This is a genomic window from Streptomyces flavusporus, from assembly GCF_046267975.1.
Classification (GTDB): domain Bacteria; phylum Actinomycetota; class Actinomycetes; order Streptomycetales; family Streptomycetaceae; genus Streptomyces; species Streptomyces flavusporus.
This window is the reverse complement of the sequence record NZ_CP176503.1, coordinates 5,094,238-5,119,166: the sequence shown is the minus strand read 5'-3', so window position 1 is coordinate 5,119,166 and position 24,929 is coordinate 5,094,238. Positions and strand designations below refer to the sequence as shown.

Annotated in this window: 26 protein-coding genes and 1 tRNA gene; 17 read left to right on the top strand and 10 right to left on the bottom strand. The window is 70.1% G+C overall.

All coding sequences use genetic code 11. The features are described from left to right. Positions 1–303 precede the first annotated feature (303 nt). The 8 genes from ACKTSN_RS24285 to ACKTSN_RS24250 all read left to right on the top strand — a co-directional run bounded on the left by ACKTSN_RS24285 (position 304) and on the right by ACKTSN_RS24250 (position 5,363). Positions 304–843, top strand: a complete 540-nt coding sequence (locus ACKTSN_RS24285) for a hypothetical protein (protein WP_409471044.1) — start codon at positions 304–306, stop codon at positions 841–843. 56 nt (positions 844–899) lie between these two features. Beyond that, positions 900–1,331: a tRNA adenosine(34) deaminase TadA gene (gene tadA, locus ACKTSN_RS24280; RefSeq protein ID WP_409471043.1), complete on the top strand. Its 432-nt coding sequence runs from the start codon at positions 900–902 to the stop codon at positions 1,329–1,331. 67 nt (positions 1,332–1,398) lie between these two features. Continuing rightward, a tRNA-Ser gene (locus tag ACKTSN_RS24275) sits at positions 1,399–1,483 on the top strand. 167 nt (positions 1,484–1,650) lie between these two features. Continuing rightward, complete coding sequence (locus ACKTSN_RS24270; protein WP_129798666.1) at positions 1,651–1,830, top strand: hypothetical protein; 180 nt, start codon at positions 1,651–1,653, stop codon at positions 1,828–1,830. Beyond that, positions 1,827–2,120 (top strand): Dabb family protein, encoded by a 294-nt coding sequence (locus ACKTSN_RS24265; protein WP_409471042.1) that lies wholly within the window; start codon positions 1,827–1,829, stop codon positions 2,118–2,120. Before ACKTSN_RS24270 ends, ACKTSN_RS24265 begins: the two co-directional genes overlap by 4 nt. A gap of 148 nt (positions 2,121–2,268) precedes the next feature. After that, on the top strand, positions 2,269–3,114 hold the full coding sequence (locus tag ACKTSN_RS24260; protein ID WP_206306856.1) for an RNA polymerase sigma factor SigF: 846 nt from the start codon (positions 2,269–2,271) through the stop codon (positions 3,112–3,114). A 524-nt stretch (positions 3,115–3,638) separates the two neighbouring features. After that, positions 3,639–4,574: an RNA polymerase sigma factor SigF gene (locus tag ACKTSN_RS24255; protein ID WP_409471041.1), complete on the top strand. Its 936-nt coding sequence runs from the start codon at positions 3,639–3,641 to the stop codon at positions 4,572–4,574. Between the two features lie 39 nt (positions 4,575–4,613). Further along, positions 4,614–5,363: a hypothetical protein gene (locus tag ACKTSN_RS24250; protein WP_409471040.1), complete on the top strand. Its 750-nt coding sequence runs from the start codon at positions 4,614–4,616 to the stop codon at positions 5,361–5,363. A 1-nt stretch (position 5,364) separates the two neighbouring features. Here the strand turns inward: ACKTSN_RS24250 and ACKTSN_RS24245 are convergent, their stop codons facing one another. Continuing rightward, positions 5,365–5,559, bottom strand: coding sequence for a hypothetical protein (locus ACKTSN_RS24245; protein ID WP_409471039.1), 195 nt, complete (start codon positions 5,557–5,559; stop codon positions 5,365–5,367). 195 nt (positions 5,560–5,754) lie between these two features. Here ACKTSN_RS24245 and ACKTSN_RS24240 point away from each other — a divergent pair, with 195 nt between their 5' ends. The 3 genes from ACKTSN_RS24240 to ACKTSN_RS24230 all read left to right on the top strand — a co-directional run bounded on the left by ACKTSN_RS24240 (position 5,755) and on the right by ACKTSN_RS24230 (position 9,723). Continuing rightward, positions 5,755–6,243 (top strand): MarR family winged helix-turn-helix transcriptional regulator, encoded by a 489-nt coding sequence (locus tag ACKTSN_RS24240; protein ID WP_409471038.1) that lies wholly within the window; start codon positions 5,755–5,757, stop codon positions 6,241–6,243. Positions 6,244–6,270: 27 nt separating this feature from the next. Further along, positions 6,271–8,805, top strand: a complete 2,535-nt coding sequence (locus ACKTSN_RS24235) for an MFS transporter (protein ID WP_409471037.1) — start codon at positions 6,271–6,273, stop codon at positions 8,803–8,805. A 90-nt stretch (positions 8,806–8,895) separates the two neighbouring features. Beyond that, complete coding sequence (locus ACKTSN_RS24230) at positions 8,896–9,723, top strand: YceI family protein (RefSeq protein ID WP_409471036.1); 828 nt, start codon at positions 8,896–8,898, stop codon at positions 9,721–9,723. A 28-nt stretch (positions 9,724–9,751) separates the two neighbouring features. On the opposite strand, the gene ACKTSN_RS24225 is transcribed toward ACKTSN_RS24230, so the two are convergent. After that, entirely contained in the window at positions 9,752–10,144 is a 393-nt protein-coding gene (locus ACKTSN_RS24225; protein ID WP_409471035.1) for a VOC family protein, read from the bottom strand. Next, entirely contained in the window at positions 10,141–10,443 is a 303-nt protein-coding gene (locus ACKTSN_RS24220; protein ID WP_385510572.1) for an ArsR/SmtB family transcription factor, read from the bottom strand. The genes ACKTSN_RS24225 and ACKTSN_RS24220 overlap by 4 nt, the downstream gene beginning before the upstream one ends. Positions 10,444–10,608: 165 nt before the next feature. Here ACKTSN_RS24220 and ACKTSN_RS24215 point away from each other — a divergent pair, with 165 nt between their 5' ends. Next, the gene (locus tag ACKTSN_RS24215; RefSeq protein ID WP_224737193.1) at positions 10,609–11,085 is read left to right on the top strand and encodes a PPOX class F420-dependent oxidoreductase; all 477 of its coding nucleotides are present in this window, start codon (positions 10,609–10,611) and stop codon (positions 11,083–11,085) included. A 4-nt stretch (positions 11,086–11,089) separates the two neighbouring features. Here ACKTSN_RS24215 and ACKTSN_RS24210 read toward each other — a convergent pair whose 3' ends face one another. The 7 genes from ACKTSN_RS24210 to ACKTSN_RS24180 all read right to left on the bottom strand — a co-directional run bounded on the left by ACKTSN_RS24210 (position 11,090) and on the right by ACKTSN_RS24180 (position 20,587). Continuing rightward, complete coding sequence (locus ACKTSN_RS24210; protein ID WP_409471034.1) at positions 11,090–11,851, bottom strand: TetR/AcrR family transcriptional regulator; 762 nt, start codon at positions 11,849–11,851, stop codon at positions 11,090–11,092. Between the two features lie 157 nt (positions 11,852–12,008). Continuing rightward, positions 12,009–13,499, bottom strand: a complete 1,491-nt coding sequence (locus tag ACKTSN_RS24205) for an MFS transporter (protein ID WP_409471033.1) — start codon at positions 13,497–13,499, stop codon at positions 12,009–12,011. Positions 13,500–13,596: 97 nt separating this feature from the next. After that, positions 13,597–15,714: an ArnT family glycosyltransferase gene (locus tag ACKTSN_RS24200; protein ID WP_409471032.1), complete on the bottom strand. Its 2,118-nt coding sequence runs from the start codon at positions 15,712–15,714 to the stop codon at positions 13,597–13,599. Beyond that, on the bottom strand, positions 15,711–17,159 hold the full coding sequence (locus ACKTSN_RS24195) for a glycosyltransferase (RefSeq protein ID WP_409471031.1): 1,449 nt from the start codon (positions 17,157–17,159) through the stop codon (positions 15,711–15,713). Before ACKTSN_RS24195 ends, ACKTSN_RS24200 begins: the two co-directional genes overlap by 4 nt. A gap of 14 nt (positions 17,160–17,173) precedes the next feature. Beyond that, on the bottom strand, positions 17,174–18,757 hold the full coding sequence (locus tag ACKTSN_RS24190; protein WP_409471030.1) for a sensor histidine kinase: 1,584 nt from the start codon (positions 18,755–18,757) through the stop codon (positions 17,174–17,176). Continuing rightward, complete coding sequence (locus ACKTSN_RS24185) at positions 18,754–19,494, bottom strand: response regulator transcription factor (RefSeq protein WP_409471029.1); 741 nt, start codon at positions 19,492–19,494, stop codon at positions 18,754–18,756. The genes ACKTSN_RS24190 and ACKTSN_RS24185 overlap by 4 nt, the downstream gene beginning before the upstream one ends. 199 nt (positions 19,495–19,693) lie before the next feature. Further along, positions 19,694–20,587, bottom strand: a complete 894-nt coding sequence (locus ACKTSN_RS24180) for a DUF2797 domain-containing protein (RefSeq protein WP_409471028.1) — start codon at positions 20,585–20,587, stop codon at positions 19,694–19,696. Positions 20,588–20,707: 120 nt separating this feature from the next. Here ACKTSN_RS24180 and ACKTSN_RS24175 point away from each other — a divergent pair, with 120 nt between their 5' ends. From ACKTSN_RS24175 to ACKTSN_RS24155, 5 genes are all read left to right on the top strand, one after another. Continuing rightward, on the top strand, positions 20,708–21,247 hold the full coding sequence (locus tag ACKTSN_RS24175; RefSeq protein WP_409471027.1) for a class F sortase: 540 nt from the start codon (positions 20,708–20,710) through the stop codon (positions 21,245–21,247). Between the two features lie 44 nt (positions 21,248–21,291). Next, positions 21,292–21,783 carry an RNA polymerase sigma factor gene (locus ACKTSN_RS24170; protein ID WP_409471026.1) on the top strand — a complete coding sequence of 164 codons (492 nt, stop codon included), beginning with the start codon at positions 21,292–21,294 and terminating at the stop codon, positions 21,781–21,783. Continuing rightward, positions 21,767–22,321, top strand: coding sequence for a hypothetical protein (locus ACKTSN_RS24165; protein WP_409471025.1), 555 nt, complete (start codon positions 21,767–21,769; stop codon positions 22,319–22,321). The genes ACKTSN_RS24170 and ACKTSN_RS24165 overlap by 17 nt, the downstream gene beginning before the upstream one ends. A 554-nt stretch (positions 22,322–22,875) precedes the next feature. Beyond that, positions 22,876–23,133 (top strand): hypothetical protein, encoded by a 258-nt coding sequence (locus tag ACKTSN_RS24160; protein WP_409471024.1) that lies wholly within the window; start codon positions 22,876–22,878, stop codon positions 23,131–23,133. Between the two features lie 285 nt (positions 23,134–23,418). Continuing rightward, the gene (locus ACKTSN_RS24155; RefSeq protein ID WP_409471023.1) at positions 23,419–24,813 is read left to right on the top strand and encodes an FAD-binding oxidoreductase; all 1,395 of its coding nucleotides are present in this window, start codon (positions 23,419–23,421) and stop codon (positions 24,811–24,813) included. The last annotated feature ends 116 nt before the right edge of the window (positions 24,814–24,929 follow it).

The following is a 24,929-nucleotide window of genomic DNA, read 5'->3' as shown; positions in this document are numbered from 1 at the left end:
ATCCACGGCCCGTCCCGGTGGCGGGAAGATCCTCGCCTCGCACGGTCGTTGTCGGGGTGGGCGTGCGTGGCCGACCGCGAAAGCCGCGTACGATCCGCAGGTGGTGGCAACGAGCGTGCTGGTGAGTCGTTCGCGGACATGCGATCAAAACTGCCGGACACAGGGAGCCGAAGACGTCCCCTGAGCGCCTTGTTTCTGCCACGATTCCGAGTGGGTGGGACTCGGAGCCCGAGCTCTCCCCGCCCGCAGCCTCCGCCGGGGGGACCCCCAACCGGCACGCCTCTGACCAGTGGGAGAGTCACGGTGTACTTCGCCGCACTGCTCGCGCGCACCGAAGACGGGTGGGAAGCGAGCGACACAGAGCTCGACGATGTGGAGACCCTGTCGGATCTGGCCGACCTGGCCCGGGAAGCCTCTCCCGACGACGACACGGTGCTCGTCCTGATCGAGCAGGAGGACGCCTGGTTCGGCGTCGTCCGCATCGATGGCGAGGACGATCCTCGGATCTACGTCTCGGACGCCGCCGCAGCCGCCCGCAGCAGCTACGGCGAGATCCTGCTCACCGACGAGCTGCTCGGCAGGGAGCCCGGCGACGACAGCGCCGACCTGGACTCCCTGGACCTCGACGGCACCGAGGACGGTGAACCCGCCGACGACGACGCCGACACGGACGCCGGCGACGGCGGCTCCGCCGAGGCCGTGCCGCACGGCCCGGTCGGCGACACCGCCGTCCTCGACGACCTGGGCGTCAGCGAGAAGGAACTGCTGTCGCTCTCTGAGGACGCCCTGACCGCGATCGCCGAGTCCCTGGGCGCCTCGGAGGTCCTGGAGACCGTCCGCTGACCCCGCCCGGCACCGCACGGTCACCCGACCCGGTACGCGACCGCTGGCGGGCCGCGATGCGGCATGCCCTGGACGAGGCCGAACGGGCCGTCCGCGGCGGCGACGTCCCCGTCGGCGCGGTCGTGCTGTCCGGCGACGGCAGGACCGTGCTGGCCACCGGGCACAACGAACGCGAGGCCACCGGCGACCCGACCGCGCACGCCGAGGTCCTCGCCATCCGCCGCGCGGCGGCGAAGCTCGGTGAGTGGCGGCTGTCCGGCTGCACCCTCGTCGTCACCCTCGAACCCTGCACGATGTGCGCGGGCGCGATCGTCCAGTCCCGCGTGGACCGCGTCGTCTACGGCGCCCGCGACGACAAGGCGGGCGCGGCCGGCTCCCTCTGGGACGTCATACGCGACCGGCGGCTCAACCACCGCCCCGAGGTGATCGAGGGCGTGCTCGCCGAGGAGTGCGCCCGGCTGCTCACCGACTTCTTCCGCGACCGCTGACCGGCCGCCGTGGCAGGCGCGAATACCGATTTCGGACCATGCCCCACCTTGTTGTAAGGTCTCCCTCGGTAGCGTGTCCGAGCGGCCGAAGGAGCTCGCCTCGAAAGCGAGTGTGGCGCAAGTCACCGAGGGTTCAAATCCCTCCGCTACCGCTCGAGAAAGGGCCCCGTCGTCAGACGGGGCCCTTCGTGCATGCCGGGACATGCCAGTACAACGAATCCCGCCCGGCGAGGCGTTGGTCGTCAAATACGACGTGAAGTTACACTCACCGCCGGCAACAGGGGTCCCATCAGGCGCAGCAGGCACAGGGGAGGCCGCAGTGGCGGTGAATTCGAAGAAGATCGCCGTCTATGTGCTTGTGGTCTTCGCGCTCTACGTGATCATCACGGACCCGTCCAAGGCCGCCGACTACGTCCAGATAGGGTTCGAGGGCATATCGGACGCTGCCAAGGCCATCGGTGACTTCATGACCTGGGTCGCCAACGGAGGAGAGTCATGATCCGCCACCTGGTCCTGTTCAAGCTCAACGAGGGCGTCGAGCGTGACGACCCGCGCGTCGTGCAGGGCGTCGAGGCCTTTCGGGCTCTCGGCGACCAGATCGAGGAGCTGCGCTTCTGGGAGCTCGGCTGGAACGTCAGCGACCGGCCCATCGCGTACGACTTCGCGATCAACTCGGCCGTCGACGACCAGGACGCCCTCAAGCGCTATGTGGAGCATCCGGCGCACCAGGCGGGCGTCGCCCTGTGGCGGGAGTTCGCCACTTGGGTGATCGCCGACTACGAGATCTGAGGCCCACGGACTTCCGAGCCCTCCGCCGGAACGGCGGGGGACCCTCACGCGTCTTATGCCCCAACTTGCCTTCAACACGGCGTTATGCGGTGCTTGCACACGGTGCACATGTCTTGTGATGCTATGACCGCTTTTGACAGATGTGTTGATGGACCATGAGGTGGAGTTGACCGTGTCGGCCAGTACTGCGCCTCAAGCACCCCCCGAGGAGGAGGCCGCGCCGCAGCGCAGCCGAGGCGCCGACACACGGGCACTCACCCAGGTTCTGTTCGCCGAGCTCAAGAAGCTGGAGCCGGGCACGCCGGAACACACCCGGGTGCGGGGGGCGCTGATCGAGGCCAACCTTCCGCTCGTGCGCTACGCGGCCGCCCGTTTCCGCTCCCGGAACGAACCCATGGAGGACGTCGTCCAGGTCGGCACCATCGGGCTCATCAACGCCATCGACCGTTTCGACCCGGACCGGGGCGTGCAGTTCCCGACCTTCGCGATGCCGACCGTCGTCGGGGAGATCAAGCGGTACTTCCGCGACAACGTCCGCACGGTCCACGTACCGCGCCGGTTGCACGAGCTGTGGGTACAGGTCAACAGCGCGACCGAGGACCTGACCACCGCCTTCGGGCGCACCCCGACGACCGCCGAGATCGCCGAGCGGCTGCGCATCACCGAGGACGAGGTCCTGTCCTGCATCGAGGCCGGACGGTCGTACCACGCGACCTCGCTGGAGGCGGCCCAGGAGGGTGACGGCCTGCCCGGCCTGCTCGACCGGCTCGGCTACGAAGACCCCGCCCTGGACGGGGTCGAGCACCGCGACCTGGTCCGGCATCTGCTCGTCCAGCTCCCGGAACGCGAGCAGCGGATTCTGCTGCTGCGCTACTACAGCAACCTCACCCAGTCGCAGATCAGTGCGGAACTCGGGGTCTCGCAGATGCATGTGTCGCGGCTGCTTGCGCGGAGCTTTCAGCGGCTGCGTTCGGCGAACCGGATCGAGGCGTAGCGCTCCGCGGGGTGCCGGGACAGGCCGTCGGTCGTCTGCGGCGCCGTCTTGGCTGGTCGCTCCCCCACTCTCGGCTTCTCCCCCACGCTCGGCTTCGCTCGCGCGGGGGGACCCCCATGAGCGGGGGACCCCCACCGCGGCGGAGCCGCATATCGACACAGCCCCGCGCCCCTTGAGGGCGTTGCCCAACCGCAGCTGACAGATCCCGGCCGCAGAACCGGATCGTGCTGTCGCCGGGAATCGAACCGGCGCACAACCGAAAGCCGGATCGAGGCATCACCAGCACGGGCGAATCGCTCACCAGGGCCGTTGCCGTCGAATTTGTGCCGAAGAACCGTCAGACCCCCTTCTTCCAGGGCGGATTCGCATCTCATGTGTCGACATGTCTCTACAGCGTGTTGCCGACATGTGACATTCTGCGGGAAGAGCGTTTGCCGGTGCCCCGGCGCCGGTATTCAGGTGAAGGCTGACGTTCCTCATCGGGAGCGTTCGCCGCGACCGTCCCGCGACCCAAAGGGGGTGGCATGTCCGCAGACCAGGGCAGCTCGAAGGTGCTGACGCTCACAAAGAGCGAGGCAGCGCCGGAGGCTCTCGACGCGCTCGACGCCATCGGCGCCCTCAACGACGTATCGGCCCTCGAGGCCACGGCGGCCCCGGCCCTCGAGGCCACGCCCACCCCGGCCCCGTCGGCCTCGGAGTCCATCGACACCCGCACCCTCTCCCGCTCCCTGTTCCTGCGGCTCGCCGCGCTCGACGAGGACAGCCCGGAGCGCGCGTACGTCCGGGACACCCTGATCGAGCTCAACCTCCCCCTCGTGCGCTACGCGGCCGCCCGCTTCCGCTCCCGCAACGAGCCGATGGAGGACATCGTCCAGGTCGGCACGATCGGCCTGATCAAGGCCATCGACCGGTTCGACTGCGAACGGGGCGTGGAGTTCCCGACGTTCGCGATGCCTACGGTCGTCGGCGAGATCAAGCGGTTCTTCCGGGACACGTCGTGGTCGGTGCGTGTGCCGCGCCGCCTCCAGGAGCTGCGCCTGGCCCTGACGAAGGCCAGCGACGAGCTGTCCCAGAAACTGGACCGCTCCCCGACCGTGACCGAACTCGCCGCCGTCCTCGGCGTCTCCGAGGAGGACGTCGTCGACGGCCTCGCGGTCGGCAACGCCTACACCGCCTCGTCCCTGGACTCCCCGGCACCGGAGGACGACGGCGGCGAGGGCTCGCTGGCCGACCGGCTCGGCTACCAGGACACGGCGCTGGAGGGCGTGGAGTACCGCGAATCCCTGAAGCCGCTGCTGGCCAAGCTCCCGCCCCGTGAGCGGCGGATCATCATGCTGCGCTTCTTCGCCAACATGACCCAGTCGCAGATCGGCGAGGAGGTCGGCATCTCCCAGATGCACGTCTCCCGGCTCCTCACCCGGACCCTGGCCCAGCTGCGTGAGGGGCTCATCTCCGACTGAAGGCTTCCTATTTGACGGAGTGTCAGCCACTATGGCGCGATGCTTCCAGCGACCTGGACCCGTGGCCGCCGGGGCGCCGTGATCGGTGCGTCGGCGGCCGTCGTCTGCCTCGGTGCGGTACTCGCCGGGTACGGGGGCGGCGGCGCGGACGGCGGATACGTCGCGGTCGGCGCGGGCGGAGGCCCGTCCGGGCGTACAGCGGCGGAGCCGACGGGTGGCGTGCGGCTGGTGCCCCTCGACGGAGCGGAGGCGGCGGGCGAGGGCGAGGGCAGCCCCTCGGCCAGCTCTTCTGCCGGCAGGGGAAGTTCAGGGCAGCCGTCGCCGGACAGCACGCCGAGCGCAGGTAGCGGCCTCGCCTCCACGAGCGGCGATCACGGCAGGCCGGCCACCGACGCACCCTCGGGCGCCGACGCGCATTCCAGTCCTGCAGAGGCGGGTTCGCCGGCTCCGACGCCCTCCCCCACTCGTACGGCACCTCAGGGGCCGGCCGCGCTGAGTGTGGGCGAGCCCGTGCGGGAGGCCACCGACAAGCGCTGGTGCGAGAAAGTGACCCTCGCCCTGCACAACACCGGCGGAACCGCGGTGCGTTCGGGCACGGTGACCTTCGGGACGCACATCATCGGCGCGCTCGGCATCGACTGGGGGACGGTCGAGTCGAGCGGGAAACTTCCGGCGCCGATCGGAGCCGGCGCGCGGAAGGAAGAGACCTGGACGGTGTGCGTGGACGCGTGGCGGGTGCCGCTCGGCATGCACATCGAGACGCGCGACGTCGACGTGCGGTGGGAGTGAACTACTTCAGCGCGAGCCAGGCGACCGCGGCGACGATCACGACGGCGGCCACGATGCCGACGATCAGGCCGATGCGGGGGCCCGCCGGGGCGGCCGCCTGCTGCCGGGTCTGAGGGCCCTCGTCGACGAACGCGCGGAACATCTGGGTGCTGCCGGCGGGGTCGTGGTTGCCCTGGGGGTTCTGGGTGTTGGCCATGGCCCGAGACCCTAGCGAAAACATCGGGGCTGCCCAAGTGCGGGGTTCGTCACGGCACCGGTAGGCCCGACCTGCACCTTTACATCCGCCAATACTTGCCTTTGCCAAGTTTTTATGCCCGGTACACCCGATTTAGTTTGCCTGCGGCAACCAATAAATCTATGGTTGCCCTAAGCAACAAACACGGGAGATGCCATGGCCGAGCAGGCGCAGTACGAGGAGCTGGCCCGCCAGCTCAGTGGCGTCGGGGTCGTGAAGCGGGAGATGGCCCGGATTCTGCCGACCGACTGCCCGGGCGGCTCGGCCGCCGTACTGACGCTGCTCGACCGGCACGGCGACATGCGCATCGGCAGGCTCGCCGAGCTGCTGGCCGTCGACATGTCGGTCACCAGCCGTCATGTCACCCATGTCGCGGAGCGGGGCTGGATCGAACGCTCCCCCGACCCGGCGGACAAGCGCTCGCGCATCCTGCGCCTGACCCCGGTCGGCCGCGCCAAGCTCGACGAGCTGTCCCGGCGGACCACCGACCTGCTGGCCGACCGGCTGAGCGACTGGACCGACGACGAGGTCGGTGAACTCACCCGGCTCATGGCCCGGCTCCGGACCAGCTTCGGCGACTGCCGGTCCACCGCCCGGTCCGCCCCTCCCGCCGACCCGACCACCCGTACACCCGCACGCACCTAAGAGATGCACGTAAGAGATAGGAAGCCCATGGCAACGACCACACCAGCCGGTGTGCGGGCCCACGCCAAGCACGGGGGAGGCTCGCACGGCTCCGCCGACGGCGCTCCGATGTCGCACCGGCAGATCATGGAGGCGCTGACCGGCCTGCTGCTCGGCATGTTCGTCGCGATCCTGTCGTCGACGATCGTCTCCAACGCGCTGCCCGACATCATCAGCGACCTCGGCGGCGGCCAGAGCGCCTACACCTGGGTGGTGACCGCGTCGCTGCTGGCGATGACCGCGTCCACTCCGCTGTGGGGCAAGCTCGCCGACCTCTTCTCCAAGAAGCTGCTGATCCAGCTGGCTCTGGTGATCTTCGTGGTGGGCTCGGCGGCCGCCGGTCTGTCCCAGAACCCGGCGACGCTGATCACGTTCCGCGCCGTCCAGGGCATCGGCATGGGCGGTCTGTCCTCGCTGGCCCAGATCATCCTGGCGGCGATGATCTCGCCGCGTGAGCGCGGCCGGTACAACGGCTACCTCGGCGCCACGTTCGCGACCGCGATGGTCGGCGGCCCGCTGATCGGCGGTGTCATCACCGACACCGACTGGCTGGGCTGGCGCTGGTGCTTCTACGTCGGTGTGCCCTTCGCCGTCATAGCCCTGATCGTGCTCCAGCGCACCCTGCACCTGCCGGTCGTCAAGCGGCGGGTCAAGGTCGACTGGGCGGGCGCCTTCTTCATCACGGCCGCGGTCTGCCTGCTGCTGGTCTGGGTGACCTTCGCCGGTGACAAGTACGACTGGGTGTCCACGCAGACGTACGCCATGGTCGGCGGCACGCTCGCGCTGCTGGTGATCTTCCTGCTGGTCGAGGCGAAGGCGTCCGAGCCGATCATCCCGCTGCGGCTGTTCCGCAACCGCACCATCACGCTGGCCTCGCTCGCCTCGCTGTTCGTCGGCATCGCGATGTTCGCCGGCACGATCTACTTCAGCCAGTACTTCCAGCTGGCCCGGAACGAGTCGCCGACCATGTCCGGCGTCCTGACCATCCCGATGATCGGCGGTCTGTTCCTCTCCTCCACCGTCTCCGGCCAGGTCATCACCCGCACCGGACGCTGGAAGGCCTGGCTGCTGGCCGGCGGTGTGCTGGTGACCGGCGGTCTCGGCCTGCTCGGCACGATCCGGTACGACACCGAGTACTGGCACGTGGCGGCCTACATGGCGCTGCTGGGCCTCGGCGTCGGCATGATGATGCAGAACCTGGTGCTCGCCACCCAGAACCAGGTGGACCCGACCGACCTGGGCGCCGCCAGCTCGGTGGTGAACTTCTTCCGGTCCCTCGGCGGTGCGGTGGGCGTCTCCGCGCTGGGTGCGGTGCTGAGCACCCGCATCACGCACTACGTCGAGGAAGGGGCGTCCGACCTCCCCCCGAAGTACGCGTCCGCGCTCTCCGAGTCCGGCTCCTCCGGCAGCATCCCGGACATGGACGCCCTGCCCGGTCCGATCCGCACCCTCATGGAGAGCGCCTACGGCCATGGCATCGCGGACGTGTTCCTCTACGCCGCGCCGATCGCCCTGCTCGCTCTGCTGTTCTCCCTGTTCATCAAGGAGGTTCCGCTGAAGACCCAGGGCGCGCTGGCGCAGTCCGCCCAGCAGTCCGCCCAGCAGTCCGCCCAGGCGGAGACGCCCGCGGACGTGTCCGCGCCGGCCGGCGAGCAGGAGCGGGTCCCGGCCCTCGTCGCCGCGACGCCTCTGGCCGGTCCCGAGGGGACGCAGCGGCTGGCGGCGGTCGCCACCGCGGCAGCCGAGCCGGGTCCCGCCGGCGACGGCATCCCGGTCCGCGGCCAGGTCCGCGGCGCCGAGAGCGCACCCGTCCCGCAGGCCGCCATCACGCTGATCTCCCTCTCGGGCCGTCAGCTGGGCCGGTCGGTCGCGCAGGCCGACGGCTCCTACGCGGTGGACGCGCCGGGCACGGGCTCGTACGTCCTGATCGCCTCCGCCGACGGGTTCCAGCCGCAGGCGTCGACGATCGTCGTGAACGGTGAGCCGCTCACGTACGACATCCTGCTCAGCGGCACCAGCGGGCTGACCGGTGTCGTGCGGGCCGCCGGGAACGCGCTGCCCGTGAAGGACGCGATGGTCATCGTGACCGATGTGCGCGGCGACCTGCTGGCCAGCCAGACCACCGGTGAGCACGGCGAGTTCGGCTTCGCCGAGCTGGTGCCGGGGACGGTGACCGTCGCGGTGAACGCCGCCGGCTACCGGCCGCGTGCACTGCCCGTCGAGGTGGGCGGCACGGGCGTCACTCGCATCGAGGTCGACCTGGACGCGGGCGCCCAGGTGCAGGGCGTCGTACGGGCGCCGCACGGGCCGCTGGCCGACGCCCGGGTGACGCTGGTCGATGCGGCGGGCAACGTCGTCGGCACCGCCACCACCGGGACGGACGGGGCGTACGCCTTCACCGATCTCGACAGCGGCGACTACACGGTCATCGCAACCGGCTACCCGCCGGCGGCGACGGCACTGACGGTCACCGGCACCGGCGTCGACGGCCACGACATCGAACTCGCCCACCCCGGCGAGTAGCAGACCCCGGCCCGTGGCGGGCGGCGCGCTCTGAGCGGAGGTGCGCCCCGCCACGGGCCGGTTTCTTTGAGCTTCTGAGGAGTACGTGAGATGGGACTGACCGCGAGGATCCGTACCCGGGACGGATGGGCCGTGTCGCACGCGGTCGTCACGGTGACCGACATGACCGGAACGCAGGTGCTGCGGGCGGAGGCGGACGCGGAGGGAGCCGTACGGGATGCGACCCCGCTGGAGCCGGGGGCGTACACCGTCATCGTCACGGCCGTCGGCTACGCGCCCGCCGCCGCGAGCGCGATCGTCACGGCAAGCGGCCGGGCCGAGGTCGGCATGGTGACGCTGGCCCGGCAGGGCGGGGCCGAGCTGCCCCCGCCGGGGCCGTGGACGATCGATCCGGCGCACTCCAGCGTGGGTGCCGTCGCCCAGCATCTGGGGATCTCCAGTGTGCACGGCCGGTTCACCGACTTCACCGGCGCGATCGAGATCGCCCCGGACGACATCGCCAAGTCCCGGGTGGAGGCGGTCATCCGGGCCGCCTCCATCGACACGGGGAACGCGATGCGGGACGGACACCTGAAGTCGCCGGACTTCCTGGACGTGGAGAACCACCCCGAGATCACCTACCGGTCGACGGGGCTGAGGGCGAACGGCCCCGACCGCTGGACCGTGCACGGCGAGCTGGGCATGCACGGGGTCGTACGCCCGGTAGACCTGGACCTCGCCTACCTCGGCACGGGCCCCGACCCCTGGGGCGGCACCCGCGCCGCCTTCCGGGCGACGACGGAGCTGCGGCGGGAGGACTTCGCCATGAACTACAACCAGGTCGTCCAGGCGGGCATCGCCGCGATCGGTACGACGCTGAAGGTGGAGCTGGACGTCCAGGCGGTGCAGGGGGAGGCACCCCTACAGGCAGGGAGCTGACGGACGGCACAGCTGTCCACCGGGCCGCCTACTGCGGCTGTGTCGCGATCTGGATCAGGTTGCCGCAGGTGTCGTCGAAGACGGCGGTGGTGACGGGGCCCATCTCCACGGGCTCCTGGGTGAATCGGACGCCGAGGCCGCGCAGGCGCTCGTACTCCGCCTTCACGTCGTCGACGGCGAACTGGGCGAGCGGGATGCCGTCCTGGACGAGCGTGTCGCGGTAGGTCCTGGCGACCGGGTGACCGACGGGCTCCAGGAGGAGTTCGGTGCCGCCGGGCTCCTCGGGCGAGACGACGGTCAGCCACCGGTCCTTCTCGCCCACCGGGACGTCGTGCTTCTTCACGAAGCCGAGGATCTCGGTGTAGAAACGCAGGGCCTTGGCCTGGTCGTCGACGAAGACGCTGGTCAGATGGATCTTCATGGGGTGCTCTCCTCCGGTCCGGATGTGCCGGGCACGTGCCATCGCTCGGCGATCTGCCGCAGCGGGGCTGTGTTCAGGTCGTGGAACTTGTAGCGGCCCTCCCGCCTGGTCTCGACGAGCCCGGCGGCCTCCAGCACGGCGAGGTGCTGGGAGACGGCCTGGCGCGAGATGCCGAGCTGATGCTTCATGCTCAGTCGCGAGCAGATCTCGAACAGTGTCTGTCCCGACTTCTCCGTGAGCTCGTCGAGGATGGTGCGGCGGGTGGGGTCGGCCAGGGCTTTGAAAAGTTCTTCGGCCACGATCACACCATAGGCAAGTGCACACTTGCCTATCAAGTCGAGGTGTGCGTGTGCAGGACCGCGGCCGACTCGGCCGCCGGGTTCATGGACGTCGACGCTACGCCGTGGGCGGGGCGCGCTGCCCGTCGGCGGGAGCCCGGGCCGCCGCAGTCCTAAGCTGACGCCATGGCACCGAACATCGCGACCAACACCCGTGTCTCCCTGGACGAACTGCTGGAATTTGTACGTCCCCGGCACCGGGCCATCCTGTTCACCCGGCGGGCCGATGGCAGTCCGCAGGCATCCCCGCTGACCTGCGGCGTCGACGACTCGGGGCGGATCGTGGTCTCGACCTACCCGGAGCGGGCCAAGACCCGCAACGCCAAGCGGGATCCGCGGGTCGGCGTTCTCGTCCTGAGCGACGACTGGAACGGGCCGTGGGTCCAGATCGACGGGACGGCCGAGGTCATCGACACGCCCGACTCGGTCGAGCCGCTCGTGGAGTACTACCGGAACATCGCCGGTGAGCACCCGGACTGGGACGAGTACCGGCAGGCCATGGTCAAGCAGGGCAAGTCGATCATCCGGGTCACACCGGAGCGGTGGGGTCCGGTGGCGACAGGGGGCTTTCCGGCGCGGCTGGTGTCGGGGACCGGGGACTGATCGGTCAGTCCCGCTCCACCATCGCCTCGATGCCCGCGACCAGCAGATCCAGGGCGAAGGTGAAGTCCCGGTCCAGCATCTCCGCGACCGTGTCGCCGCCGCGGGCCGCCATGATGTCCTTGGACTCCTGGATGACCTCGGCGGCGTCCGGCGCCTCGGTCACCGTGCTCACGGCTTGCTGGAAGTAGTCGTCCGGGGTCATGCCGGCGTCCGCGACCCGGGTGAAGAAGTGGCCCTCGATCGTGCCGTACCCGTACACGAACTGGAAGACGGCCGAGATGGCGCCCGTGACGCCGCGCGCGGGCAGCCCGGTCTTGCGGATCACCCGCTGGACGACGCGGGAGAAGGCGAGGCTGTTGGGGCCGATGTTGAGGTACGTCCCGGCCAGCGGCGACAGCCAGGGGTGGCGCACCAGCAGCGCACGGTACTCGGTGGCGAGCGCGCGCAGCTGGTCGCGCCAGTCCTCGTCGGCGTCCGGGTCGGGCAGCCGGAGCTCCCCGTAGGCGGCGTCGAGGGCGAGTTCGAGGAGGTCGTCCTTGGTGTCGACGTACCAGTAGACACTCATCGCGGTGACGTTCAGCTCGGCGGCGAGCCGGCGCATCGAGAACTTCGCCAGCCCCTCGGCGTCCAGCACCCGCACCGTCACCGCGGTGATCCGCTCCCGGTCCAGCCCCGACGGCTGCCCGCCCCCACGCCCGCCGCGGGGTGCCTTGCCCTCCAGCCAGACACTGCTCCGCGCCGAACGCTCGCCCGCTGCCCTCGCCATGGGCGCACCTTCCTGAACACTCCGGTAACTGCTCACAAGGCTAGGCTGCAACGCCGTGAACAGGGGCGCGGGGCTGTATCGATATGCGGCTCCGCCGCGTGGGCGCGACAAGCCACAACGATTCCGCACCCGCCGGACGACAGAGCCACCCTAGTTCCTAGGCATCAGCCCGCTCCGCCCTGCGCAGCAGTACCGCCGCAAGCAACCCACCCAGCAACACAGCCACCGCCCCCACCAACTGACTGCTCTCCAGTCCGGAGGAGAACGCGTCCAGGATCCGGCCCCGCTCCGCCTCGCCGTCCGCCGAGGACAGCGCTGCCGGCAACGAACTCGCCGCCACCGGAATCAACGCGGCGAACCGCGAGTTGAGCACCGCGCCGAGCACCGCAACGCCCAACCCGTTCCCGAACTCCGCCAGCGTGCCGTTGATCCCCGCGCCGACACCCGCCTTGGCCGGCGGAATCGCGCTCATGATGGCGTGCGCCATGGCCGGGTTGGCGATGGCGCACCCCGCGCCGATGAGCAGCAGTCCGAGCAGCGTGCCGGCATATCCGCCGGAGGCCAGCGTCGCGATCGACACCAGGCCGCCGGACATCAGCACCATGCCCAGCGCGATCGACACCGGCATGCCGAGCTTTGTCGTCCACTTGGCCGCCACACCGGTGAAGTTCAACGCCACCACGGTCAGCGCCAGGGGCGCCGTCCGCAGCCCCGCCTCCAGGGGGCCGTAGCCGAGCACGAACTGCAGATGCTGGGTGAGCAGGAACAGCGCCCCGCCCATCCCGAAGGTGATCAGCACCGCGCCGGCGACCGCGCCCGTGAACCGCTGGTTGCGGAAGAAGTGCAGGTCGAGCATGGGATACGGGATCCGGCTCTCCCAGTAGGCGAACGCGGCCAGCACCACGACCGCGACGGCCCCGCTCACCAGCACCTGGTCGGACGTCCAGCCGTGCTCGGGCCCGGAGATGATCGCGAACACCAGTGACGACATGCCGATGGTGGACAGCAGCGCACCGAGCAGGTCGGGCCGGTCGCCCTGCGGATTCTTCGACTCCGGTACGAGCGCCACGACCGCGGCCAGGCCGAGCGCCGCGACCGGCAGGTTGATCAGGAAGATCGCGCCCCACCAGAAGTGGTCCAGCATGAAGCCGCCGATCAGCGGACCGCATGCGAAGCCCAGCGCGTTGACCGCGCTCCAGATGCCGATCGCCTTGGCGTGCTCCTCCGGCGCGAAGATCTGCATCGCGACGGCGAGAGTCGTGGTCAGCAGCAGCGCACCGCCGACGCCCATACCCGCCCGGGCGGCGATCAACTGCCCGGTGGAGTCGGCCAGTCCGGCCACCAGCGAGCCGATGCCGAACAGGGCCAGGCCCGTGATCAGCATCTTCTTGCGGCCGTAGCGGTCGGCGGCGCTGCCCGCGGTGAGCAGCAGACCCGACTGGACCAGCGAGTACGCGTTGATCATCCACTGGATGTCGGAGGTGGCCGCGCCCAACTCCTCGGTGAGGGAGGGGATCGCCACGTTCAGAACGGTGTTGTCGAGCAGCACGGTGAGCTGCGCGAGGCAGATGACGCCGAGGATCAGCCAGCGCTGCGGGTGGCCGCCCGGGGCTTGCTGCGGGGACTGCGTCTGGGAGGTCGTCGACATGCTATACACCGTAGAACATCTCCCATACGGTGTACAACACGGATTCCCGCCGCACGGAAGCGGAGAGCCGGTACGGCGGGAATCGGTTTGGCGTAGGTCAGCTGCTGCTCGAACTCGTCGGCTGCGTCAGGTCGTAGAAGGTGGCGGATCCCACCGTGACCTCCTTGAAGTTCTCCTCGACCCACGAGGTGATCTGCGAGGACGTGCCGCTGTCCGCGCCACCGCCCATGCCTCCGCCGGCGATGAAGTAGTGGATCCTGCCGTCCGCCACGTACTCCTTGAACTCGGCCGGCGTCGGCGACGGGTCGGTGCCGTTGAAGCCGCCGATCGACATCACCGGGTCGCCGGTGGACAGCTGGTAGCTCGCGGCGTTCTGGGCGCCGATGGCGGCGGCGACCCAGGTGTAGTCGCCGGAGTTCTCCTCCAGCAGCTCCTTGGCCTCCTCGCTGACGGAGGCGCCGTTGAGCAGGCCGCCCATACCGCCGCCGTCACCGGTCCCGTTCTGCTGGCCCGGACCGCCCTGCCGGCCCTGGCCCTGCTGACCCTGCTGGTTCTGGCCGGGGAAGCCGCCGGTCGGGGGCTGGGCCATGCCGCCGCCCTGCTGGTTCTGTCCGTTCTGCTGGTTCTGCGGGCCCGGCATGGCGCCGCCACCGGGGCCGCCGCCCATGCCGCCGCCGCTGCCCGGGCCGCCGCCCATGCCGCCCTGGACGGACGGGCCCGCGGTCACGATCGACCCCGTGTGGCCCTCGCCCAGCGTGGTGAGCGTGTACGCGGTCGGTCCGGCCAGCCCGGCGACGAAGCCCAACGCGACGACAGCCAGGGCGAGTTGCCGCCCGAGCCGGCCCACGAAGACCAGGCCGAGCGCGGCCACCAGGCCGCCGGCGAGGACGAGCCACTTCAGCCACGGGTAGTAGTCGGAGGAGCGGTTGAGCAGGACGTACCCCCAGGCCGCGGTGGCCGTCATCGCGGCCGCCAGCGTCAGCGACACCCACATCCGGCCGCGTTCCTGCCAGAGCAACGCGGCGCCCATGCCGATCAGCGGGGCGATGCAGGGGGCGAGGGCGACGGTGTAGTACTCGTGGAAGATGCCCTGCATGAAGCTGAAGATCACCATGGTGATCAGCAGCGAGCCGCCCCAGAGGAGGAAGCCGGCGCGGGTGGTGTCCGTCCGCTGGAGCTTCCGGGTCATGACCAGGGCCGCCACCAGCAGGATCAGCGTGGCCGGAATCAGCCACGAGATCTGGCCGCCGATGGACGAGCTGAACATCCGGTCCCAGCCGGTCTCACCCCAGCCGCCGCCCTGGCCGTCGCCTCCGACGCTGCCGGTCTCCTCGCCGTTGATGCGGCCGAGCCCGTTGTAGCCGAAGGTCAGCTCCAGGAAGGAGTTGTTCTGCGAACCGCCGATGTACGGGCGGGAGGACGCCGGCCACAGCTCGACGATCGCCACCCACCAGCCGCCGGCGACGACCATGGCGAGGCCGGCGAGGAGCACCTGCCCGATGCGCTTCTTCAGGGTCGTCGGTGCGAGGACGACGTACACCAGGGCGAGCACCGACAGGATCAGGAACGCCTGCAGCGTCTTGACCAGGAAGGCGAGGCCGATCGCGGTGCCCGCCCACACCAGCCATTTCGTCTGCGCCTTCTCCAGGGCGCGCTGGGTGCAGTACACGGCGGTCGCCATCAGCAGGGCGAGGGCCGCGTCCGGGTTGTTGAACCGGAACATCAGCGCGGTGACCGGCGTGAGCGCGAACACCGCCATCGTGACGAACCCGGCGCCGGCGGAGAACCGACGGCGCACGGACGCGTACAGCACGCCCGCCGTCGCGACCGCCATCAGCACCTGCGGGAACAGGATCGCGAACGAGTTCAGTCCGAAGAGCCGCACCGACAGGGCCATCGGCCACAGCGAGGCGGGGGGCTTGTCGACGGTGATGGCGTTCGCCGCGTCCAGCGAGCCGAAGAAGAACGCCTTCCACGACTGGCTGCCTGCCTGGACGGCCGCGGAGTAGAAGGAGTTGGCGTAGCCGGAGGCGGTGAGGTTGTAGGTGTACAGCGCGCCGATGGCGAGGAGGGTGGCCAGGAATGCGGGGCGCACCCAGCGCGGATCCTCGGGCCGACCGCGCCAGAGCCGTCGTACGAAGTTCTGCCCGGGTTCGTCGGGCGCGGGCGGCGTCGGTGTGTCGACCGGCGGAGCCGGCACGGTCGTTGTCGTCATCGGAAGTCCCTCGGGTCGGTGTCGTTCGGGCGCACCGGCTGCAGCTGCAGGGTGGCGTCCCGCCAGGTGGTGCGGTCCGCGACGGAACCGGCGCGGAAGTGGTCTGTGCCGTACGGCTGTTGGGCCCCGGTGGGGATGTGGTGCAGCGGCGGGTGCGGTTGGTACGGGGTGGTGGGCGAGGCGACGGCCGTCGACGCGTCCTGCTCACTCCGGTCCGGGAAGACCCACGCCCGGAAGAACAGGAACCGCAGCACCGTCGCCGCGAGGTTGGCGGCGATCAGGACGGCGAGCTCCGTGGAGTGACCGGGGTGGGAGGTCGCCGCGTTCAGGGCAGCGAGGGAGCCGCTGGTGAGGACCAGGCCGATACCGAGGACGACCAGGCCCTGCGCCTGGTGCTTGACGGCACCGCCGCGGCCGCGCACGCCGAAGGTGAGCCGCCGGTTGGCCGCGGTGTTGGCGATCGCGGAGACCAGCAGGGCGAGCGCGTTGGCGAGCTGCGAACCGGTGAAGCCGCGGAAGGCGGTGTAGAGCAGCAGGTAGAAGAGGGTGGACAGACCGCCGACGACACAGAAGCCGAGCAGCTGGCGGGCCAGTCCGTTGGGGACGTCGGGCAGCTCGCGGTCGCGCGGGTCGTCGCCGAAGGGGCGGGTGAGCCGGTCCAGCGGCAGCGAACCGGTGGCCAGCGCCTTGCCCACCCGCCACACGCCCTTGAGGTCGTCGGTCGCCGACTTCACGATGTGCACGGTCGAGTCGGGGTCGTCGACCCAGTCGACGGGCACCTCGTGGATCCGCAGGCCCGCACGCTCGGCGAGCACCAGCATCTCGGTGTCGAAGAACCAGCCGGTGTCCTCCACCAGCGGCAGCAGCACCTGGGCGACATCCCTGCGGATCGCCTTGAAGCCGCACTGCGCGTCCGAGAAGCGGGCCTGGAGCGAGCTACGCAGGATGAGGTTGTACGAGCGGGAGATGAACTCCCGCTTGGCGCCGCGCACCACGCGTGAGGAGCGGGCCAGCCGGGAGCCGATCGCCAGGTCCGAGTGGCCGGAGATCAGCGGCGCCACCAGCGGCAGCAGCGCGTTGAGGTCGGTGGACAGGTCGACGTCCATGTACGCGAGGATCGGGGCGTCCGAGGCCGACCAGACGGTGCGCAGTGCGCGCCCGCGGCCCTTCTGCTCCAGCCGGAAGGACCGAACCTCCGGAAGCTGCGCCTCCAGCCGTGCCGACACCTGAGGTGTGGTGTCCGTCGACGCGTTGTCCGCGATCGTGATGCGGAAGGGGTACGGGAAGGTGCGCGCGAGGTGCTGGTGCAGCCGCAGCACACACGGCTGGAGGTCCTTCTCCTCGTTGTAGACGGGAATCACTACGTCCAGGACAGGCGTACCGGCTGGTGCGGCCGGGAGGTGCTCCCGCGCCGGCAGGGTGCCGGGAGAAGAGTCGGTTCGCATGGGAACGACTCTTGTCAAGCCCCCTGTTGCACCCGTGTGTTGACGCTGTGCTGTGCCTGTGAGTGCTGTTGCCAGTTCATTTCGGCGACCGGCTGGGGCGCCGACGCCGGCAGATGCACCGTGAACACGGTCCGTCCGGGCACGCTGTCCACGGTCACCGCTCCACCGTGCGCGCTCGCCACCGCCTGCACGATGGCAAGGCCCAGGCCGGTCGAGCCGGTGGCGCGGGAGCGCGCGGAGTCGCCGCGCGCGAACCGTTCGAAGACGTGCGGGAGCAGGTCGGCCGGGATGCCCTGGCCGTTGTCCTCGACGTCCACGCACATCCAGGGGCCGCGCCGCTGCACGCGCGCGGTGACCGTCGTACCCGGCGGGGTGTGTTTGCGGGCGTTGCCGAGCAGGTTGATGAGCACCTGCTGGAGCCGTGCCGCGTCCCCGGCGACAAGGGCCGGTTCGTCGGGCAGGTCGAGACGCCAGTTGTGCTCCATGCCGGCCGCACGGGCGTCGCTGATGGTGTCCACGACGAGCGGTACGAGATCGGTCTGCTCGAACTGCAAGGGCCGCCCGGCGTCCAGGCGCGCGAGCAGCAGCAGGTCCTCGACGAGCAGGGTCATCCGGCCCGCCTCGGACTCGATACGGCCGAGAGCGTGCCGGGTGTCCGGCCCGACCTCTTCTCTGCCACGTCTGGTGAGCTCGGCGTACCCACGAATGGACGCCAGCGGCGTCCGCAGCTCATGACTGGCGTCCGCGACGAACTGCCGTACCCGCGTCTCGCTCTGCTGCCGTGCGTGCAGCGCCCCGTGGACGTGGTCCAGCATCCGGTTCAGCGCGGCGCCGACCTGGCCGACCTCGGTGTACGGGTCGGTCTCGGACTCGGGGACCCGCTCGCTGAGGTTGACCTCGCCGGTGTGCAGGGGGAGTTCGGAGACTCGGGTGGCGGTGGCGGCGACCTTGCGCAGGGGCCGGGTGGCGACGCCGACGAGCAGATACCCGGCGATGACGGCCGCGCCGAGACCGGCGGCGGTGACGCTGATCTCGACGAGGATCAGGGTGTTGATGGTGCCGTCGACCGTTTCGGTCGGCAGGGCGACGTAGTAGTTGTCGCCGTCGTTGCCCTGGACGTACTGCACCAGATACTCACCGAGGCCGGGGACGGTCACGGTGTGGTGGCCCGTCGTGGGCACATCGGCGAACACGGCCCGCTGGGCCGCGGTCAGCTCCGTGGCCTTCATCCGCTTGAAGCCGTCGGACTCCTGCTCGGCGACCACCGCCCTGCTGATCGCGCCCTTCGCACCGACCTGCACGGCCACGGTGTCCGGCTGCGTCGGACCGGTGGTGATGAAGCCGTCGATCCGGTCCTGACCCAAGGCGAGCTCCGCGTCCAGCTTCCCGGGCGGGGGCCCCGAAAGTCGCTTCCCGGCCTCGAAGACCTGCCCGTTCAGCTGGTCGTACAGATGGGACCGCAGCGCCAGCGTGGTCACCGTGCCGATCACCGAGCAGACCACGGCGATCAACACCAACGACGCGACGACGAGCCGCGTCCGCAGCGTGCGCGGCTTGCCTGCGCGCTTGCCCGCCCGCGGCCGTCGTCGCCGACTCATGACGCCGCGGGCTTGATCAGATAACCGGCCCCACGCCGGGTGTGGATCATCGGCTCGCGCCCGGCGTCGATCTTCCGGCGCAGGTACGAGATGTACAGCTCGACGACATTGGCCTGCCCGCCGAAGTCGTACGACCAGACCCGGTCGAGGATCTGCGCCTTGCTCAGCACGCGCCGCGGATTGCGCATGAGGAAGCGCAGCAGCTCGAACTCGGTGGCGGTGAGGTGGATGTTCTCGCCGGCCCTGGTCACCTCGTGACTGTCCTCGTCGAGAGTGAGGTCACCGACGACGAGCATGGAGTCGGACCGCCGGTCGGCGGCGCCGGACCGCCGTATCAGCCCGCGCAGCCGTGCGACGACCTCCTCGAGGGAGAACGGCTTGGTGACGTAGTCGTCGCCTCCGGCGGTGAGCCCGGCGATGCGGTCCTCGACGGCGTCCTTGGCGGTCAGGAACAGCACCGGCACATCCGGCAGCTCCCGCCGAAGCCGCCCGAGAACGGTCAGCCCGTCCATGTCGGGCAGCATCATGTCGAGGACGACGGCATCGGGCCGGAACTCACGCGCGGTCTGGACGGCACCCTGGCCGTCCCCCGCGCTCCGGATCTGCCAGCCCTCGTAACGCAGGGCCATGGACAGCAGCTCGGTGATCGACAGCTCGTCGTCCACAACAAGCACCCGGACGGGGCTCCCGTCCGGCCTCAGCAGTTCGGTGCGCCCCTGGGGCGAGGTCGTGGTCATGATGGACACCATGAAGGCGCGCTCTGAGAGCGCCCTTTCGACAACCTGTGATTTCCCTGAGAAACACACAGGCACCTCTCAGGAGGCTCCTGGGAACGCCGGCGCGGGGCGCCGGGGGGGGAGGAACCGCGGAGACCGCTTGTGAGCGGATCACCACGAGCCATCACAGTCCGCCTGCACCATCACAGGTCCGCCCGCATCAGAACAACCCGTCCTGCAACCCACCCCCTCCCCCTCCCTTGAGCTCCCGCACCGGCACGGACGTCTCCCCGCCCGCGCCCCCGCCACCGACCGGAACCAGCTCCCACCCGGTCATGAGCCGCGTGTCCAGAACGACGACGCCCCGCCCTCCGGTCGCCAGATGCAGATCAGGCCCGGCGGCAGCCACCAGCTCCCCACTCACCACCCCACCGGCGACGAGCTCGCTCACCTCCCCGACCGCGCGCGGCGCCCCCTCCAGCCCGAACGCCCGCACATGATCCACCGCTCGGAACGGCTCCCGCGCCAGCGACTCCGGCCACCCACCGAGCGTCACCGCCCGCCCGTGCAGCTCTTCGATCTCCGCCGCCCGCTCCGCCTCCGTCCCCGGCAGCACGGCCCGTACCGCCCGCTTCTCGGCGTACGGAATCCGGTCCGGCACCCGCAGCGCGGCCCGCAACAGCTCCTCGGCCCGCCGCGCCGCCATCAACGGCCCGGCACCGAGCCAGCTGAAACAGACCGCCCCCTGCTCCAGCAACCGGGCCGACCCCCGCTCGACAGCAGTGATCCCCACCTTCGCCATCCCCGGCCCGAACCACGCGAGATACACGTGATACGGCCGCGGATCGTCGGGAACCGCATCGGCCGCCACGGAGTGCGCCCGATCCAACCGCGCACACTCCCCGCACCGCGCCCCGGTACTCCGCCCCGGCACGGCGGCCCTCCCCGGACACGCATGCCCCCGCGCACCCACACACGTCCGCACACCCCCTTCCACGACCCCGAAGGCCACCCGTTTCCCCCAGGTCAACGCACTCGCACGCCCCCCGCTCCACACCAACTCGGGCCCACCGGCCGCCCACCGCAGCCCCGAGCACCTCCACATCTGTGCCATTGCCTCCGAGCGTAGGGGCAGCCACTGACAATGCCCCTGTTACGCCCTCTGACCAGCTCTGACCAGCGAAGCACCTGCTTTGCCATCTCTTTACAACCTGCTCCGCCGCCGCCTCGTCTCATGGGCTGCAGCGGCCGGGCCACGACCGCAAGTCCCCGGAGCTCGCAGCAGCGGCCCACTGTGAAGTCGGCGCAGGTGCTGGGGCGTTCGGCGCCGGTCAGGCTGCGGATCCCGGCCATCGGCGTCGACACCCCCGTGATGCGGCTGGGGTTGGCGCCGGACGGCAGTGTGCAGGTGCCGCCCATCACGGCGGACGACCGGGCGGGCTGGTACCGGCACTCACCGACACCGGGTCAGGTCGGCCCGTCGGTCATCCTCGGCCATGTCACGGTCGGCCCCTACGGGGACGGGGTCTTCCGTCACCTCGCACGCCTGCACCGGGGCGACCGGATCGTCGCGCGTCTGGAGAACGGCACGGCGGCGGTGTTCACCATCAGCACCGTACGGACGGTGGCCAAGGCGGACTTCCCGGCCGACGACGTCTACGGGAACGTAGACCGTCCGGAACTACGTCTGATCACGTGCGGCGGCCCCCGTACCGGCGACGAGTACCGCGACAACGTGATCGCCTTCGCCACGCTGAGCGCCACGACTTCCTGAGCACGCCTGCCCACAACGACGTGCCCTCACGACCATGGAGAGCGTTGAAACGGTCCCGCGACAAGGCAGCGTCCGAGCTGTTCGCCGCCCTCTACCCGCGTCTCGCCGGCTGGTGCCGCCGTCTCGTCGACGACGACGAGACGGCCCACGAGATCGCCTCGGAGGCGTTCACCCGGCTCTGGGCCCGCTGGACGTCCGTGGAGGAACCCCGCGGTTTCCTCTACGTCACCGCGGCCAACCTCGTCCGGGACCACTGGCGCAAGCTGGAGCGCGAGCGCAGGGCCATGCGCCGTGCGACCACAGAAGCCGCCGTCCGCCCCCACCTCGAACAGGCCGACCCCTCCGTACGCCTGCTCGTGCAGTCACTGCCGGAACGACTCCGCGCCCCGATCCTCCTCCACTACTACGCTGACATGCCGATCCGGGAGGTGTCCGTGCTGACCGGACGCAAGGAAGGAACCGTCAAGGCCGACCTCCACGCGGCCCGCGAACTGCTCCGCGTCCACCTGAGGAGAAGCCTTGACCACACGCTTTGACGACGGCCCGGAGTTCGACCCCCACGACCCCCTCGCGGTCATCCTCCGGCCCCCCTCCGACCACCTCGGCCCACCCCCCGGCCGATACGAGGCGATCCGCCGCACCGCGGCCCGCCGCCGCCTGCTCCGCACCGCGGCCGGGGTCGGCGTGTCCTGCGCGGTCGCCGCCCTCATCGCACTCCCCCTCCACCTGGCGGCACCCGAGACACCCCGACCCCCGACGGTCCCTCTCGCCCCCCCCACCCGCGAGCGGCCCTACGACGCCGCTTCCCTCCACTCCCTCGCCGTCCCGCACCCCGTCGACGCGGCCCGAGCCCGCCACCCCCCGCCCCACCACAAGCCCTCTGCCCGACGAGCCCGGCACCCCGACCAGCCCGGCACTCCCCACTCAGGAACCGTCGGTGACACCAACCGCAGCGCGGGTCGAACCGTCAGCGAGCCGGCCCCGGACCTCCTTGGGCTGGCACGGAGGATTCAGCACACCCGCTGGCCCTGGCGGTATCCCGCTCTGAAGCCGTCCCTGAAGCCCCGCCGATAGTCCCGATAGTCCTGGTACCGATCCGGAACAGCGGCGGCTCGTCGATAGTTGTCGTCGTACCGGTCGCGCCAGTCATGCCGGTCGTACCGATGGCAGTCCCGCAGGCCCACGCGGAATCCGAATCGGAAGCCGTCCCTGAAGCCCCGCCGGTAGTCCCGGTCCCGGTACTGCTCAGGGACGGCGGAAGCTGTACTGACCTGAGTCTCGCTCGGTGTGGCCGCAGCTGCTTGCTGAACGCTGACCGGAGTGAGGACGACGGTTGCGGCGATGAGAGCCGAGCTCAGGGCGACGACCCGTCGTCTGTTCGCAGCGGGCATACCTACCCCCTCTTGGGTGGAGTTCACATACGGTCAAATCCCACTGTAACCACCCATATGGGGTACGCAACCGGTGCCAGACGGGTGATCCTTGCGCGCCGAGTTGCCGCGGAGCGGCGCGTCTGATGGGGACCCTTCCCGGGCCCGTGATGGGACGATGCCCCTGCGGATCCGCGAGCCGGAGGAGACCGCGCCTGTCCGCTGTGGAGACAACGGCCCGCGACGGGAGCTGACCCGATGAAGCACCGCACTGCCACTGCTCCTACGACCCTCCTCGCCGCCGCCCTCCTCGCCCTAGTGGCCGCGTGCGGCTACGAGGAGGGACCGCCCGGACGCGTCATCGACAAGGAACGCGCGTACACGGGCATGGGGGCCGAGATCAACGAGCTCACCGTACGCACGTCGGACGGCGAGGAGGAGACGTTCTTCGTGACCCGTGACGACTACGACACCTGCTATCGCGGCTCCTCCTACCCTGCCTGCACCGAGCGCTGACCGAACAGCGGGGACAGCCAGTCGACTTGCACTGGTGTCATCGCGGATCTCCTCGTCCTGCCTGGGTGACTGACGGCTCATCACCTACGAGCACCGCCGGAACCCCTCCCGCTCCGGTCGGACGACCTGCGAGAGACGGCAAGGGAAGCCGACGTCCTGCAGAGCGTACGGATTGCGGGGCACCCGGGCCGGCGGGACGCTGGTCATGTCAGCACCGCGGTGTGCGGTGGGCGGATGCCGGGCCATGGCGGCCGACCGACCAGTGAGCCGGGTGGGGAGATTTTCATGAACACATCAACTCTGGAAACCATGAGGACCGCGCTGCGTGGCCCGGTCACAGGGCCCCAGGACCCCGACTACGACCAGGACCGCAAGGTCTACAACGCGATGATCGACAAGCGTCCGGCCGCGATCGCCCGCTGCGTCGATGCCGGGGATGTCATCGCCGCCATCAAGGTCATCCGCGATCAGGGCCTGGAACTGGCCGTCCGTGGAGGCGGGCACAGCGGCCCCGGCCTCTGCCTCGTGGACGGCGGTGTCACCGTCGACCTGTCCCCGATGCGGTGGGTACGTGTCGACCCCGCCGCCAGGACCGCCCAGGTCGGCGGCGGCACCCAGCTCGGCGACCTCGATCACGCCACCCACGCCTTCGGGCTCGCGACACCCTCGGGCATCATCTCGATGACGGGCGTCGGGGGCCTGACGCTGGGTGGCGGCCACGGCTACCTCACGCGCAAGTACGGCCTGACGGTGGACAACCTGCTCGCGGCGGACGTCGTGCTGGCCGACGGCAGCTTCGTCACCGCGAGCGAGACCGAACACCCGGACCTGTTCTGGGCCCTGCGCGGTGGCGGCGGCAACTTCGGGGTCGTGACCTCGTTCACGTACCGCCTCCACCCGGTGGACACGATCGGGTTCGGAATCACCGCATGGCCCGTCGACCGGGCCCGTGAGGTGCTGACGTGGTACCGCGACTTCCTGCCGCAGGCACCGGAGGACGTCTACGGCTTCTTGAACATCTTCACCATCCCGCCGGCCCCGCCGTTCCCGGAGGAGATCCACGGCCTGAAGGTGTGCGGCGTGGTGTGGTGTCACACCGGTGACCTGAGCCGCTTCGAAGAGGCACTCACACCGGTGCAGGAGCCGGGGCAGCCTGCCTTCCACTTCACGTCACCGATGCCGTATCCCATGCTGCAGACCAGCCTCGACGAACTGATCCCCACCGGATACCAGTGGTACTGGCGCGGCGACTTCTTCGACAGCATCCCGGACGCCGCCATCGACGTACACCTCAAACACGGCGAGAATCTCCCCACCCCGCTGTCGCTGATGCACCTGTACCCCGTCGACGGCGCCGCCCACCGAGTGGGCCCCGACGACACCGCATGGGGCTACCGGGACGCCGTCTGGTCCGGCGTCTTCGCCGGTGTCGACCCCGATCCGGCCAATGCCGAGACCATCAGACGGTGGTGTGTCGACTACTGGGAGGAGATGCACCCGTACTCCATGGGCGGCTCGTACGTGAACTTCCTCGGCGAGGGCGAGGCCCCCGGCCGGGTCCGTGCCACATACCGCAACCACTACGACCGCCTCGCCCAGGTCAAGCGCACATACGACCCGGACAACATCTTCCACGCCAACCAGAACATCACCCCGGCCGCACAACCGGAATCCGCTTGAAGCGCCGCCTCCGTGCGGCCTTTCCTCGGTGGCGCCGGTGAACGCGTACCGGCTGGTTCCGAAGGCCCACAGGACCGAAGGCCGTCGGGCGGCAGCGGAACGGTTCGGTGTCTGCC